Origin of the sequence: Corynebacterium sp. HMSC072A04 (assembly GCF_001809235.1) — a bacterium.
Classification (GTDB): Bacteria; Actinomycetota; Actinomycetes; order Mycobacteriales; family Mycobacteriaceae; genus Corynebacterium; species Corynebacterium hiratae.
On record NZ_KV796809.1, the window covers coordinates 12,678 to 27,497 of the forward strand.

At 61.0% G+C, this 14,820-nt stretch carries 9 protein-coding genes; 4 read left to right on the forward strand and 5 right to left on the reverse strand.

Going from position 1 to position 14,820, the window contains the following annotated elements:
• Positions 1-431: 431 nt before the first annotated feature.
• Positions 432-3,863, reverse strand: a complete 3,432-nt coding sequence (locus tag HMPREF2565_RS10800) for a pyruvate carboxylase (RefSeq protein WP_071407346.1) — start codon at positions 3,861-3,863, stop codon at positions 432-434.
• A 333-nt stretch (positions 3,864-4,196) separates the two neighbouring features.
• On the opposite strand from HMPREF2565_RS10800, the gene HMPREF2565_RS10805 reads away from it, so the two are divergent.
• Both HMPREF2565_RS10805 and HMPREF2565_RS10810 read left to right on the forward strand, forming a co-directional pair.
• A complete protein-coding gene (locus tag HMPREF2565_RS10805) occupies positions 4,197-4,883 on the forward strand; it encodes an ABC transporter ATP-binding protein (RefSeq protein ID WP_010189375.1) in 687 nt (228 codons plus the stop codon).
• The gene (locus HMPREF2565_RS10810; RefSeq protein WP_071407347.1) at positions 4,873-7,308 is read left to right on the forward strand and encodes a hypothetical protein; all 2,436 of its coding nucleotides are present in this window, start codon (positions 4,873-4,875) and stop codon (positions 7,306-7,308) included. Before HMPREF2565_RS10805 ends, HMPREF2565_RS10810 begins: the two co-directional genes overlap by 11 nt.
• Here the strand turns inward: HMPREF2565_RS10810 and HMPREF2565_RS10815 are convergent.
• The 3 genes from HMPREF2565_RS10815 to prpD are packed head-to-tail and all read right to left on the reverse strand — an operon-like array spanning position 7,305 to position 10,949.
• Complete coding sequence (locus HMPREF2565_RS10815) at positions 7,305-8,453, reverse strand: bifunctional 2-methylcitrate synthase/citrate synthase (RefSeq protein ID WP_071407348.1); 1,149 nt, start codon at positions 8,451-8,453, stop codon at positions 7,305-7,307. The two genes, HMPREF2565_RS10810 and HMPREF2565_RS10815, sit on opposite strands and share 4 nt — an antisense overlap.
• Before the next feature lie 51 nt (positions 8,454-8,504).
• The gene (prpB, locus tag HMPREF2565_RS10820; RefSeq protein WP_071407349.1) at positions 8,505-9,437 is read right to left on the reverse strand and encodes a methylisocitrate lyase; all 933 of its coding nucleotides are present in this window, start codon (positions 9,435-9,437) and stop codon (positions 8,505-8,507) included.
• Positions 9,438-10,949, reverse strand: coding sequence for a 2-methylcitrate dehydratase PrpD (prpD, locus tag HMPREF2565_RS10825; RefSeq protein WP_071407350.1), 1,512 nt, complete (start codon positions 10,947-10,949; stop codon positions 9,438-9,440). It lies immediately after the preceding gene.
• A 169-nt stretch (positions 10,950-11,118) separates the two neighbouring features.
• Between prpD and HMPREF2565_RS10830 the strand changes: the two genes are divergently transcribed.
• Positions 11,119-12,426 carry a short-chain fatty acyl-CoA regulator family protein gene (locus tag HMPREF2565_RS10830; protein WP_071407351.1) on the forward strand — a complete coding sequence of 436 codons (1,308 nt, stop codon included), beginning with the start codon at positions 11,119-11,121 and terminating at the stop codon, positions 12,424-12,426.
• A 123-nt stretch (positions 12,427-12,549) separates the two neighbouring features.
• Positions 12,550-13,287 carry an Ltp family lipoprotein gene (locus tag HMPREF2565_RS10835; protein WP_070546012.1) on the forward strand — a complete coding sequence of 246 codons (738 nt, stop codon included), beginning with the start codon at positions 12,550-12,552 and terminating at the stop codon, positions 13,285-13,287.
• A 48-nt stretch (positions 13,288-13,335) separates the two neighbouring features.
• Here the strand turns inward: HMPREF2565_RS10835 and HMPREF2565_RS10840 are convergent, their stop codons facing one another.
• The gene (locus HMPREF2565_RS10840; protein ID WP_049157263.1) at positions 13,336-14,760 is read right to left on the reverse strand and encodes an NAD(P)H-quinone dehydrogenase; all 1,425 of its coding nucleotides are present in this window, start codon (positions 14,758-14,760) and stop codon (positions 13,336-13,338) included.
• Between the last annotated feature and the right edge of the window lie 60 nt (positions 14,761-14,820).

A 14,820-nucleotide genomic window follows, 5' to 3' on the forward strand; every position in this document is an offset into this window, starting at 1 on the left:
TACTCGACACCTTCGTCGGCGCGCCGACGGCAGCGCCAAGAGCGACGTTGCTCACCCGCCTATAACCTAGGTCGGGTCACAACGACCGTTTCCGTAGAACGCTGCACGTATCTTCGCGAAACGCGACTAGCTTCTTCGCTCCCCTAACAACGCGCAACGTCTGCATGCCTCCATCGAGATGCTGGAGACATCTGACAAAAGGCGCCTGGCAAAAGGCATCAGTCAAAAGGCGTTTTCACGGTTAAAAACGCCTTTCACTCAGGGCAGATGGCGTTTTTAGACCCAAAGATGCCTTCTACCAGATGCCTTTTGCGAGACACTCTCCTGACTTAGGCCAATGCAGTGCGGAAAAATCCCACCCCACCGCAGAAACCACCGGTGAGCAGCGCCAAGAATGACGCTGCTCACCCATCCACGACCTAAGTCGACTTTTAGTTGATAACGGCGATGAGGTCGCCGCCCTCAACCTTGGTGGCGGCGCCGATGGCGACGCGCTCGATGGTGCCATCCTTGGTGGCGGAGATGGAGGCTTCCATCTTCATGGCCTCGATGACGGCGATCTGGTCGCCGGCCTTGACCTCGTCGCCAGGCTTGGCGGTCGGGTTCACCACGCCGGCAAACGGTGCGGCCACGTGGCCTTCGTTGGACGGGTCAGCCTTTTCCACGGTGGCGACGGTGGACTCGACGTTGTTGTCGCGCACCTTGAGCGGGCGGATCTGGCCGTTGACGTTGAGCACGACGTTGCGGATGCCCTTCTCGTCCGGCTCACCCATTGCGTCAAGACGCAAGGTGATGGGCTTGAGGTCCGCGCGGTCGTTGGAGCCCTCCGGGAAGTGGTGAACAATGTAGTCCTTACCTTCTTCCAGACCGTAGAAGAAGACGGTGTCCGTCAGTGCCTCGGTGTTGCCGTAGGTGCGGCGGAACTCGTTGAACTCCTCGAACTGCTTCGGGAAGAGCAGACGGTTGAGGGAAGCGCGGCGCTCAGTGGAATCATCCGAAGTCAGGTGTGCCTTCTCCTCTTCGGGGACGGGCTTGACGGTGACGTCGCCAGGCGCACGGCCTTCCAGGACCTTGTCGCGCAGCGGCGGCCAACCACCCGGAGGCGTACCGAGCTCACCGCGCAGGAAGGCGATGACGGAATCCGGGATGTCGTACTTGGTGGGGTTGGCCTCGAAGTCAGCCGGGTCTACGCCAGCGCCCACAAGGTGCAGGGCGAGGTCACCGACCACCTTGGAGGACGGGGTCACCTTGGTCGGGCGGCCGAGCATCTCATTCACCGCAGCGTAGGTGTCCTCGATGATCTCGAAGCGGTCCTCCAAGCCCAGGGCGGTAGCCTGCGCGCGCAGGTTGGACAGCTGGCCACCTGGAATCTCGTGGCGGTAGACGCGGCCGGTCGGTCCAGGAATACCCTTCTCGAAGGGCTGGTAGAGCTGGCGGACGGCCTCCCAGTACGGCTCCAGATCGGAGACTGCCTTGAGGGAGATGCCGGTATCACGCGAGGAGTTCGAGAACGCCGCGATGATGGCGGACAGCGAAGGCTGGGAGGTAGTTCCCGCCAGCGGTGCGGAGGCACCATCCACGATGTCGGCGCCAGACAGCGCTGCCGCGTAGTAGGTAGCCAGCTGGCCGCCTGCGGTATCGTGCGTGTGCACGTGAACCGGCAGGTCGAACTCCTTGCGCAGAGCCATAACCAGCTTGGATGCAGACTCCGGACGCAGCAGGCCCGCCATGTCCTTAATCGCCAGGACGTGGGCACCGGTGTTGACGATCTCTTCGGCCAGCTTGAGGTAGTAATCCAGCGTGTAGAGCTTCTCATCCGGGGAGCACATGTCACCGGAGTAGGCCATGGCAACCTCGGCCACGGTGGTGTTGGTCTCCAGGACGGCGTCGATAGCCGGGCGCATCTGGCTGACGTCGTTCAGCGCGTCAAAGATGCGGAAGACATCCACGCCGGACTTGGCAGCCTCCTGCACGAAGCCGGTGCACACGTCGTTAGAGTACGGCGAGTAGCCCACGGTGTTGCGGCCGCGCAGCAGCATCTGGATGTTCTGGTTCGGCATGGCCTCACGCAGCAGATCCAGGCGGACCCAGGGGTCCTCCTTGAGGAAGCGCATGGCCACGTCGTAGGTGGCGCCACCCCATGCCTCCACGGAATAGAGCTCAGGGGTCATGCGGGCCACGGCTTCCGCCGCGGTGACCAGAGCAGTGCCGCGTACGCGGGTGGCCAGCAGGGACTGGTGAGCATCGCGGAAAGTGGTATCGGTGACCGCCAGAGCGTCCTGCTTGCGGATCTTCTCCGCCCACTTCTTCGGGCCCAGCTCCAGCAAGTCGTCGCGGGAACCGCGCGGCAGATCGGAGTTAAAGTCCAGATCCGGCAGCTTATCGAAGGGGCGCAGGGTGGTCGGGCGCTCGCCATTCGGCTTGTTGACGGTCACGTCAGCGATGTAATCGATGATGCGGCCAGATTCGTCCACGGCCGGCGGGGCCTTCAGCAGGTCCGGGTGCTCCGGAATGAAGCTGGTGTCCACGCGGGTGTTGACGAAGTCCGGCTCGCGCAGCAGAGCGCGCAAGAAACCGATGTTGGTGGCCACGCCGGCCACGGTGAACTCGTTGAGCGCGCGCTGCGCACGGGCCACGGCTTGTTCAAAGTTGACACCGCGGCAGGTCATCTTCACCAGCAGGGAGTCGAAGTTCGGCGAGATCTCCGCACCGACGGCCGTTGCACCGTCGAGACGCACGCCCGCGCCGCCCGGCGAGCGGTACTGGGTCAGCGTGCCGGTATCCGGGCGGAAGCCGTTGGAGGGGTCCTCAGTGGTGATACGGCACTGCAGCGCCGCACCGGTGATGTGGATATCCTCCTGCTTGAGGCCCAGCTCCTCTAGGGAGAGGCCCGCGGCAATCTGCATCTGGGACTTCACGATGTCAACGCCCGTGACCTCCTCGGTCACGGTGTGCTCGACCTGCACGCGCGGGTTCATCTCGATGAAGACGTGGTTGCCCTTTTCATCGACGAGGAACTCGACGGTACCGGCGCCTTCGTAGTTAATGTGCTCGCAGAACTTCACGGCGTCGGCGCAGATGCGGTCACGCAGCTCCGGGTCCAGCGTCGGCGCCGGAGCGATCTCCACGACCTTCTGGTGGCGGCGCTGCACGGAGCAGTCGCGCTCATACAGGTGCATGACGTTGCCCTGGGAGTCAGCCAGAATCTGCACCTCGATGTGCTGCGGGCGAATGACCGCGGTCTCAAGGTAGACGTGGCCGTCACCGAAGGCGGCCTCTGCCTCGCGCGACGCCTCAGCGCACTTGGTCTTCAGCTCGGCCTCGTTCTCGATGAAGCGCATGCCGCGGCCACCGCCGCCGGCCACTGCCTTCACGAAGACGGGGAACTCAAAGTCCTTGGCGTATTCCGCCAGTTCGTCGACGTCCGTCGAGGGCTTCGAGTCCTTCAGAGTCGGCAAACCCGCCTCCTCGGCCGCAGCCACTGCCGCGGCCTTATCACCGGTCAGGTCCAAGGTCTCCGCAGTGGGGCCGATGAATTTAATGCCGTTGTCACGGCACGCGCGGGCCAAATCAGCGCGCTCCGAGAGGAAGCCATAACCCGGGTAAATGGCATCCGCACCGGACTTCTTGGCGGCGCGAATAACCTCGTCGATATCGAGATAAGCCTTAACCGGCTGCCCCTCAGTACCAATGCGCACGGCCTCGTCCGCGAAGGCGCGGTGGAAGGAGTTGCGGTCTTCCTTGGGGTAAATTGCAACGGTCTTGGAACCGACCTCAAAGGCGGCGCGGAAGGCACGCACGGCAATCTCACCGCGGTTGGCCACCAAGATCTTAGAGAAGGACTTGTGGGCGGTATCAGACACTAGGAGTGATCCTTTCAGATAGGAACAATACGAAGACAAGGATAGTGTCCGAGGCGACAACGCGGGCGGAAATCGACATATCGGTCAACAGATTTCGAATAGGTTCTCGCCAGACTCCTAGGCACACCCCTAGAAGACTCACCCCTTCATGAACAGCTCCCCTCCCCCCTTTAAACATGCAGCGGCCAAATAGGAGAAGAGTTACTTCGCTTTTAAAAAAATATAAACCTATTGACATGTTCTACCCTCCGTTTCTATCCTTCAATCAGGTTCATAAGAACCAACTTCATCCTTCACTTCCAAAGACCGCACGGTGAAGACAGAAAAGAGCTTATGAACTCAGTCACCATTTCTAACGTCCACAAGTATTTAGGCGAAGGCGCCCAGCGCACGCATGTTCTCAAAGGCGCAAGCCTAGAAGCTGGTGAAGGCGAGTTTCTCGGCATTTCAGGAAAGAGCGGCTCCGGTAAAACAACTCTCCTGCGCGCGGTTGCAGGTCTTCTACCTATCGATGAAGGCTCAATCTCGGTCTTCGATACCTGTGTATCCACCGCTGCTCCCAAGGAACTACTCGCCTTGCGCCGCAACACAATCGGCTTCGTCTATCAAGACGACCTGTTGATGAATGAACTCACAGCGCTCGAAAATGTCATGCTTGTGCTTGCTGCAGCGGGATTCGATGAGACGACGGCACACGACAAGGCTTGCGAGGCCTTAACCCAGGTAGGACTTGCAGAACTCGCTCAACGATTTCCCGCAGAGATGTCGCGCGGCCAATGCCAAAGAGTAGGAATCGCCCGAGCACTGTCTGGGAAACGGCGAATTCTCTTGGCTGATGAGCCGTCTGCTGCGCTCGATTCTGAAAACTCGCACGGCATTTTTCGACTCTTCAAGAAGCTGGCATCAACTGGCACAACCGTGATAGCGACCAGTCACGATCCCATCATGCTCGACTATTGCAGCACGGCCTACACGCTGATCGACGGCCAGCTTGGGAAAGCAGCCCCGAATGCTCAATGAACTAATCACGAAAGTCGTGCATTCTTCGAAACGGTATCGTTTCGGCGCAGCGGCAATCGCAGTGTGCTTAGGATTATTCGCATTTGCTGTCTCGGCTGATCTCTTCATGATGTTGTCCCCGCAGCAGAAGGCGCAGTCAGAATTGGGAAACAACGCCGTGCGGGTGGACGTGCCTGTGTACACGCGGGCGGGCGTGGTTGAACAGACGCTGCCGCAACTTGATTCCCCAGAGAGGGGCTTTACTACCCAACTCGAGACTTACGATCTCTATGTCGATAGCAATCCATCAGCTTCCCTTGTCTACAAGGAGTCTCACTGGGAAGAGCAAGCTCCCGATTTTGGGTTGGCATTGGTTCAGGGCCATTGGCCAAGCGCCCCCGGGGAAGTAATCGTCACTGAGGACGTTAACCTTAGCCTCGGAGAGAACACAACTGCATTCAACGGCACGCTACCGCTCCGCATCGTTGGCGTTGTATCGAATTCCTTCCACAGCCAGGAGAAAGCGGTGTACGGCGCATCGGGAACATGGAACACCATCGACGCCGACGCTTATTCCATGACCTCCGCTTCGGTCCGGCCGATTGTGTTCGGTTCCGAAGGAACGACTCCTGCCGAGCTCACCGACTTCATTAGCAGTCAGCTCGAAACTACAAACCTCGTCGATCACGCCGCGCTTGACGACGCCTTTTCGACCTCACTCCTCACCCGCGAAAGCCTGCTCGCAACGCCGCCTTCAGGATTCGCCGATAGCTATTCCTTCTTCTTCGGCCTGTTTGCCGTTGTCATACCGTGTGCTTTGATCCTCTTTTTGTGGCGAGTCACGTACCTAGTTCTTCACCCGTTGAACCGGCGGTTCTTCGAGCTAGGGATCTCCCCCTTCCTGTTGTGGAAGTCCAGCACATCCACCCTGCTTCGTTCAGCCCTGATGTACTCCGTCTTAGGCCTCGTTGTAGGTGCAGGCCTGGCGCAATGCGTGCGCCCTTTCATTTCGGGACTTGCAGGGTTGCCTGATCCTGGAGTCCTCATTCCGTGGAAATGGTTAGTGCTTCTTCTCGCTAGCTCGCTAGCAGCACTCCTGATTGGCGGTATTGCCACCGCGCCGTCGACCCAGCCGCATCCGTTCTGGAAAGACATCCCGCTGCCGGCCTTATCGGCATCATTCTTGCGTTGGAGTGCGATTGCTATTGTCCTTGTGGCCGCACTCTTCACGGTCGCTTCAGCACTGCTGGGGCCCGACGTGTTCGAAACCTGGGCGCCATTGCCAACCGTGGCATTGTGCATCGTCTTTTCCCTTCTTCTCGCACAATGTCCGCGAACCAGTCGGCCCTACACTCCAGCAGGCGTGGCTCTTAGATTTGCCGAGAAACACCGTCAACTCATTGGTACGGGTCTGGCGTTGTTGGTCCTGTGCATGGGAACCGCAGTGTTCAGTAGTTCAATGTCGGCCAGTTTTACAGCCAGTGAAAACGACAGCTTGACGTCAACAATCGCCCCAAACCAGGCACATGTTCTAGAAAAAACAGATGACGGCCTAGCCACAAACGCTGATTCCGTTCAGCACGTGGCCCACGCGTTGGGCGTTCCCGCCCCAGTTCGAGTCTCTTATGTCCAGGCCACGCTAGACATGCCCACAGAGATGTCGGGAACCTTTGGCGTACTGACCGTCGAATCCGTTCATGACGTAGAGCAGCTCTTAGGCCGAGAGCTCACGGACCATGAAAAAGATGTTCTTAAGACCGGAGCTTTGGTCCGCGATAACCGATTCATCAACCATGAGCACGTTTCAATCGGCACAAGCGGAAACTCGGACCCTACATCACTTCCAGCGCTGAGCACGGATTTCGGACCTCACTGGGAGAAACTAGCTGGAGGGTTTATCCTCGAATCCACGGCGCAGAAACTCAACGCACCGGCACGTGGGACACAGTGGGTCTTTACGGGGCTCAAAGAAGACGAAGAAAAGCGCTTTCTTGATAGCGCTGCACGAGCCCATATCCCCCACGAGCTCGTACTACTGCCACTGGTTCAAACCTCTTCGACACCGCGGGCATTCTACATCAGCTTGGCGGCCGCGCTGCTCAGCGCGTTAGCCGTAACCTTTGTTTTCTCGCGGCAACTTGCTCGCGCTACCGAAGCAATCGAGACCACCTTCAAAGTACTAGGCCTCGATTCTTCCTGGCACCTAAGAATCGTTGTACTCACGACGGCCACACTGACATGTGTTGCGATCATTTCTGGCTGTCTCGCTGGAATCCTCCCACTCGCCGGAATGGTTTACGCAATGGGAGATGGCCTCACATTCGCCATCGATTGGAAGGCTCTTCTTGTTGCCGCAGGCGCAATAACACTGGGCGCTGCAAGTGGCGTTGGCATGACATGCCTTCGCTACGTGCAGCGCCCAGCGTCAAGCGCAACCGCTAATTAAATCTGCTTCGGCGGAACGGAGCGCTGCTCCTTGCCGTTGTAGGCAGACAGCGGGCGAATGAGGGAGTTGCTCTCATTCTGCTCCACGATGTGTGCGGTCCAGCCGGTGATGCGGGCCATCACGAAGATCGGGGTGAAGAACTCGATGTCGAAGCCCAGGATGTGGTAGGCGGGGCCAGCCGGGAAGTCCAAGTTCGGCTGGATCTTGATGGAGGTGTTCTCATACATGGTTTTAGCCATCTTCTCGTACATCTCCACCCACTGCTCCTGGCCGTGGTCCTTGGCGAGCTCGCGGAAGGCGGCCTCCATGGTCGGAACGCGGGAGTCGCCGTTCTTGTACACGCGGTGGCCGAAGCCCATGACGAGCTCCTTGTTCTTGAGCTTGTTCAGCGTCCACTCCTCTACCTTGGCGGGGTCACCGACCTCGAGGAAGTTCTTCATCACGGCCTCGTTCGCACCACCGTGCAGCGGGCCCTTGAGCGCGCCGATAGCCGCGGTAACAGCGGAGTAAGTATCCGACATCGTGGAGGTCACCACGCGGGCAGCGAAGGTGGAGGCATTGAAGGAGTGCTCGGCGTAGAGGATGAGGGACTTATCAAAGGCCTCGATATCGGAGCGCGACAGGGCCGGCGAGCCTTCCTCTTCGCCAAAGACCATCCACAGGAAGTTCTCCGCAAAGCCCTTCTTGCGGGAAGGCTCGATGTACCCCTCACCGCGGCGACGGCGGATGTCGAGTGCAACGATGGTCGGCAGCTTCGCCATGAGCTCCAGCGCGGTGCGACGGATGTGCTCGGAATCCTTGGTGTACTCCTCCGGGTCCTGGGAGCCGATGAAGGAGACCGCGGTGCGCAGAACGTCCATCGGGTGGCAGGACTTCGGCATGGAGGTGATCAGGTCGATGAGGTGGCGGTCCAGGTGGCGCAGCGCCTTCTCACGAGCGGAGAAGCGGACCAGCTCATCCTGGGTCGGCAGCTCGCCGTTCCACAGCAGGTAAGCAACCTCCTCGAAGGAGCAGTAGCGGGCCAGCTCCTGCACCGGGTAGCCACGGTAGGTCAGGGAGTTGGTCTCCGGGACAACCTTGGACACGGCGGTCTCGTCGACGACAACGCCGTACAGGCCCTTGCGGATCTCTGGGGTTTCAGACATGGTGTTTTTCTCCTTTTATAGGGGTCTAGATTGAGTTCTAGGCCGTGGGGTTTAGTCAAAGGTGGGCTTGTAGCTGTCCTTGGAGTACGTGAACACGCTCTGGTCGAAGGCGTTGTACTCGTCGTAGCGCACCAGCTCATAGAGGCGGGAGCGGTGCTGCATGCGCTCGAGCCACTCTTCGGATTGCAGTCCGGTTTCCTGCATGTCGCGCAGGAATTCCTCAGTAGCGCCCATGGCCACGCGCAGGGTGGACACCGGCCAGATGACGGCGTTATAGCCCAAGTCTTCAATGCGCTTAGCCGACAGCAGCTCGGTCTTGCCGAACTCGGTCATGTTGGCCAGCAGTGGGGTATCCACGGCGGCGCGGAACTTTTCGAAGTCCTCGGGCGAGTACAGGGCCTCGGTGAAGATGAGGTCTGCACCGGCGTCGGCGTAGGCCTTGGCGCGCTCGATGGCCTCATCGATGCCGTGGATGCCGGCGGCATCGGTGCGGGCACAGATGATGAAGTTCTCATCGCGGCGCTCGTTGACCGCGGCAGTGATGCGGCGGACCATGAGATCCGTCGGCACCACTTCCTTGCCATCGAGGTGGCCGCAGCGCTTCGGGTTGACCTGGTCTTCGAGGTGACAGCCGGCCAGGCCGGCATCCTCCAGTGCGGCGACGGTGCGGGCGGCGGACATGGGTTCGCCGAAGCCGGTGTCAGCGTCGACAAGCACCGGCAAGTCCGTGGCGCGAGCGATGTGCCCGGCGCGCTGCGCTACCTCGGTGAGCGTGGTCAGGCCGATGTCGGGCAGGCCCAGGTCATTGGCCAGCACCGCGCCGGAGACGTAGACGCCGCCGAAGCCACCGATGTCCTGAATAAGGCGCGCAGTCAGCGGGTTGAAAGCACCCGGCAGCGTGGTGATTTCCGGTGCGTTCAGCGCCTCGCGGAAGCTCTTGCGCTTGTCGGCATTGCTGATAGTGGAGCCAAATAGGCCAGCCATTTAGAACAGTCCCTTCGGGGTCTCGGGTGCGGTGGAGATGGCCTCGACGGTGAGGCGAACGTTGAGCTCGCTCAGGTCGGTGAGGTTTTCCAGGTTCTGGGCGGCAGCGAGGAAGCGCTCCTGCTCCTCCTCCGACACCTTGCCGGCGGCGAGCTTCTTGAACTTGTTGATGTACTCCTCGCGGCCGAAGGGGCGGGCGCCGAGCGGGTGGGCGTCGGCCACCGCGCGCTCATCCTCAATTACGGTGCCGTCCTTGAAGGTGATGACGGCCTTGCCGCCGAAAGCCTTCTCCTCCAGGTCGTTGGAGTGGTAGCGGCGGGTCCATTCCGGGTCCTCGACGGTGGAAATCTTGTGCCACAGGTCGATGGTGTCCTGGCGGTGCTTGCGCTCGTCAGAGTAGGAGGTCTCGTAGTCCCACTCGCCGTCCTGGAGGGCCACGGCGAAGATGTACATGATGGAGTGGTCCAGGGTCTCGCGGGAGGCGTTCGGATCCATCTTCTGCGGGTCGTTGGCGCCGGTACCGATGACGTAGTGGGTGTGGTGCGAGGTGTGGAGGACGATGGACTCGATGTCCTCCGTCTTCAGGCCCTTCTCTGCGAGGGTCTTCTTGAGGGCAAAGGCCATGTCGATCGGGGCCTGCGCCTGGTATTCCGCGGAGTGCTCCTTGGTGTAGGTGTCCAGGATGGCGCGCTTTTCCTCACCCTCCGCCGGCAGCGGGACGGTGTAGGTGCGCTCCGGGGAGTGCAGCATCCACGCAATGAAGCCGTCCTCACCTTCCCAAATCGGGGCCGGGGCGCCCTCGCCGCGCATGGAGCGATCCACTGCCTCGATGCCCATCTTGCCGGCAAAGGCCGGTGCATAAGCCTTCCAGGAGGAGATGAGGCCCTTGCGGGACTGGCGGGTAGCGGTGGTGGTGTGCAGCGCCTGGCCGATGGCCTGGTAGATGGTCTCGACGTCGAGGTTCAGCATGGTGCCGAGGCCCGCGGCGACGGAGGGGCCGAGGTGCGCCACGTGGTCGATCTTCCACTCGTGGAGGCAGATGCCCTTAACCAGGTTGACCTGGATTTCATAGCCGGTAGCCAGGCCGCGGATGAGGTCCTTGCCGGTCAGCCCCTTGTGCTGTGCCACGGCCAGAATCGGCGGGATGTTATCGCCCGGGTGGGAGTAATCGGCGGCGAGGAAAGTGTCATGGTAGTCCAGCTCGCGCACGGCAGTGCCGTTGGCTAGGGCTGCCCACTCTGCGGAATAAGCGCCGTCCACACCGAAGATGGTGGCGCCGCCTTCCTGCACCGGGTGAGCCTGCGCAATGACGCGGGCGGAGGTAACCGGGCGGCGGGTGGCGGAAGCGACGGCCACGGAGGCGTTATCGATGATGCGGTTGATGATCATCTCGGTGGTCTCGGCCGGAACCTCGACGGGATCGGCGGCTACCTTGGCGATCTTGTAGGCGAGGTGCTCTTCGATGGGGAAGTTCTCGGCTGACTTGTGGGTACGTACTTCGTGGTTAATCAAAGGGGTTCTCCTCCTAGACAAGAACAACGATTGCGATAGGCATCACACTAACCCCAGCCCATGCGCCCTGCCACATGTGTAAACTGTGACTATCTGTTGCAGGGATTTGCGTTACTTGCAAAACTTGTGGAATCCCCAGGCAGGAAGGCTTTTTAGGAGGAAACAGACGGTGACCAAGCACTACGCGGGGGCGAGAATCCACGCATTACGCAAGGAACGCCACCTCACGCAAGCCGCCATGGCGAAGCAGCTGGGGCTATCCACCAGCTATCTCAATCAGTTGGAAAATGACCAGCGCCCGCTCACCGTCACCGTCCTCATGCAGCTGACCCAACGCTTCGGCGTTGATGCCACCTACTTCGCTGGGGACCGTGACCTGCGTGCGCTCGCCGAGCTGCGCCAACTCTTCCCCGAAGCATCTGAGGCAACTCTTACCGATCTCAGCGGGCGCTTCCCCGAACTTCTGCCCCGGCTTGTCGACGCCGCCGCGCACACCCCCGCCGAACCCGGCCCTTTCGAAGCGGTCCGCGACTTCTTTTACGACGCGCACAACTACGTCCACAGTCTCGACATCGCTGCCGAGGAGCTTTCCGATTCGCTCGGGGACCGAGTTCTGCGCCGCGGGCGCTTGGCTTCCGTCCTGCAAGACGAGTTCGGTGTTACGACGCGATTTTCCTCCTCGTCCCCGCGCCGACGCACCTTCCACAACCGGGAGCTGCACCTGCGCGCGGGCCTTACGGAATCCCAGCTGGTTTTTGAGATGGCGCTCCAGTACTGCCTGCTGGCCTACTCGGAGCACTGCGGGGAACTCGTCGCAGAATTGCCGGGCGAGGAAGCGCAGACCATTGGCACTCTGGGCCTCGCGCAGTATTTTGCCGCCGCCGTGACCATGCCTTATACCCAGTTCCTCGCCACCGCAGAGGAAACGCGCTATGACATCGACGTCATCGCGACGGCCTTTGGCACTGGTTTCGAAACCACCGCGCAGCGCTTGGCGACGTTACAGCGACCCGGCCACCAAGGTGTTCCCTTCTCCTTCATCCGCACCGACCGCGCGGGCAATATCTCCAAGCGCCAGTCCTCCACCGCTTTCCACTTCGCCCGCAGCGGCGGCTCCTGCCCATTGTGGGTGGTGCACCGCGCGTTTGAAACGCCCAACCGCATCACGCGCCAGGTGGCCTCGATGCCCGATGACCACACCTACTTATGGATCGCGCGCTTCGTCCAAGGACAAGCTCAGGCTTGGGGCACGCCGCGCAAGGAATTCGTCGTGGGTTTAGGCTGCGATATCGCACAAGCGGATCGCGTGGTCTACGCGGACGCGCTCAACCTCTCCCCTTCCGAGGCGACCCCCATCGGCCCCGGCTGCGCCGCCTGCCCGCGCCCGGCGTGCCCGCAGCGCGCCTTCCCGCAGGCGGGCCGGCCCGTCAGCCTCGACCTCAATGCCACGCCGGTGACGGCATACGCCACCTCGTAGTTCTCTCATTTTCGCCTAGGCTTTCGAATCTCTTGCGGCGATGTCCGGTGGGCTTGCCACTATAGGACGTGTTCGGCACCACGCCGAGTTCTCTTCACTCACCTATGCAGGAGGTTCTCTCTCATGTCCAACCCTTATGCAGCTCCCCAGTTCTCTCCGGAACCAACCTCAGGGCAGGCAGCACCGAAGAAAAAGAAGAAAGGCGGCTGCCTCAAGTGGGGCGCGGGGGCAATCGCGGTATTGGTGCTCGGCAGCGTCGCCCTCAATGCGGGTTCTGACGGCGATGACCCGACCAACACCGCCGCACCGGAGCCAAGCACAAGCATCACGGCCGTCGATATCAACAATGCCGCAGCTGACGTGGAATCCACTGCAAGCGATACTGGCAGCGATGACAACGCCGTACCCACAGAGCACAAGAATGCTCTGCGCGCGGCGAAGCGCTATGTGGACTTTTCTGCCTTCTCTGAGGCTAAGCTCTATGACCAGCTCACGAGCGAATACGGCTCGCAATTCTCCCCGGAGGCGGCGCAGTACGCCATGGATCAGCTCGATGTGGATTGGAATGCCGAGGCTCTCGAGTCCGCCGAACACTACGTGGATTTCGCCGCCTTTTCCAAGGCCAAGCTCTATGACCAGCTGACCTCCGAGTACGGAGAGAAGTTCACACCGGAACAGGCACAGTACGCCGTGGACACGGCAAATGCTGATTGGATGGCCGAAGCCGTCGAGGCAGCGGAAAACTACCAAGAGATGATGCCGATGTCCGGCCCGGCGCTGCTCGATCAGCTCACCAGCGAGTACGGCGAGAAGTTCACCATGGAAGAAGCCCAGCATGCCGTGAGCACACTGGGCTTATAAATCCGAGCCGAAGCTAAACCAGAGCCAGGTCTGATTTACTCGCGGTCGCTATTCAAGGTCGTCGTGGGCGACAAGGCGGCGGGCCGCCTCCGTGATGGTGCCCGACAGGGACGGGTAGACCGCGAAGGAATCCGCCAGCTGGTTCACCGTGAGCTGGTTGGTCACCGCCACGGCGATGGGCAGGATGAGTTCGGAGGCGGTCGGCGCGACGATAACGCCGCCGATGACACGGCCGGAGGTAGCGCGGCAGAAGAGCTTAACGAAGCCATGCTGCAGGGAGCGCATCTTGGCACGTGGGTTGGTGTTCAGCGGCATCATGACGGTGCGGGCAGCGACCTCACCGGCCTCAATCTCTGCCTGGGTGAAGCCCACGGCAGCGATCTCTGGGCGGGTAAACACGGCGGTTGCCACAGTCTTCAAGCGCAGCGGGGACACACCCTCACCCAGGGAGTGGTACATGGCGATGCGGCCCTGCATCGCAGCAACGGAAGCCAACGGGAACAGATCGGAGCAATCGCCGGCGGCATAGATGCCGGCCACGTTGGTGCGGGAGACGCGGTCAACCTCAATGTGACCGGACGGCGTGGTGGCCACACCAACGTGCTCCAAGCCGAGGTTTTTGGTGTTCGGGATGGAACCAATGGACATGATGACGTGGGAACCGTGGATCTCGCGGCCATCCTGAGTCTTGACCACGACGTTGCCGTCTTCTGTGCGGGAGACCGTCTCCACGCGGCAGTTCTTCTCCAGCTCCACGCCACGCTCAGCCAGGACGGTCTCGAGGACGTCGGCAGCGTCAGCATCATCGTGCGGCAGAATGCGGTCGCGGGACGCCACCATGGTCACGCGCACTCCCATCTCCGCGAAAGCAGAAACGAACTCCGCACCGGTCACACCGGAACCCACCACGATGAGGTGCTCCGGCTCCTCCTTGAGGTCATAGACCTGCTGCCAGGTGAGGATGCGCTCGCCGTCCGGCTGCGCGCCCGGCAGGATGCGCGGGGTGGCACCGGTAGCAACGAGGACGAGGTCCGCGTCGAGGATCTCAGTGGTGCCATCTTTGTGGGTGACGTCGATCTTGTGCGCTGCCCCCTTCACACCGTGCTGATCCTCGGAGAAGGCAGCGCGCCCATCGATGACCTTGACGCCGATCTTCTCTAGGCCCGCACGGACGTCACGGGACTGGTTAGCAGCCAGCGCCTGCACGCGGCCGTTGAGGGCCTCCAGGCTCAGCTGCAGCGAGCCGAGCTGGTGGTTCAGACCCATATCATCCGCGCGGCGGAAGTCGGTGCGAATGTTGGCGCCAGCGATGAAAGACTTCGAGGGCACGCAGTCCAAGAGAACGGAGGAGCCACCCGGGCCCTGTTCCTCAACCAACGTAATGTGCGCGCCGTACTTGGCGCCGGCGGTCGCAGCCTCGTAGCCTGCGGGGCCACCGCCGATAATTACGATGCGGGGGGCTTCCTGTGACACTGTCGCTCCTTTTTTAAAATTCTGCCTATAAGAACTCTGGGAAATCCTTGTCACAGTGTA

What these genes read in the sequence shown, in the direction of transcription:
- HMPREF2565_RS10815 (WP_071407348.1), bottom strand. Translation starts at nt 8,453, where the DNA reads ATGTCTGAAACCCCAGAGATCCGCAAGGGCCTGTACGGCGTTGTCGTC.
- HMPREF2565_RS10805 (WP_010189375.1), top strand. Translation starts at nt 4,197, where the DNA reads ATGAACTCAGTCACCATTTCTAACGTCCACAAGTATTTAGGCGAAGGC.
- HMPREF2565_RS10810 (WP_071407347.1), top strand. Translation starts at nt 4,873, where the DNA reads ATGCTCAATGAACTAATCACGAAAGTCGTGCATTCTTCGAAACGGTAT.
- HMPREF2565_RS10835 (WP_070546012.1), top strand. Translation starts at nt 12,550, where the DNA reads ATGTCCAACCCTTATGCAGCTCCCCAGTTCTCTCCGGAACCAACCTCA.
- prpB (WP_071407349.1), bottom strand. Translation starts at nt 9,437, where the DNA reads ATGGCTGGCCTATTTGGCTCCACTATCAGCAATGCCGACAAGCGCAAG.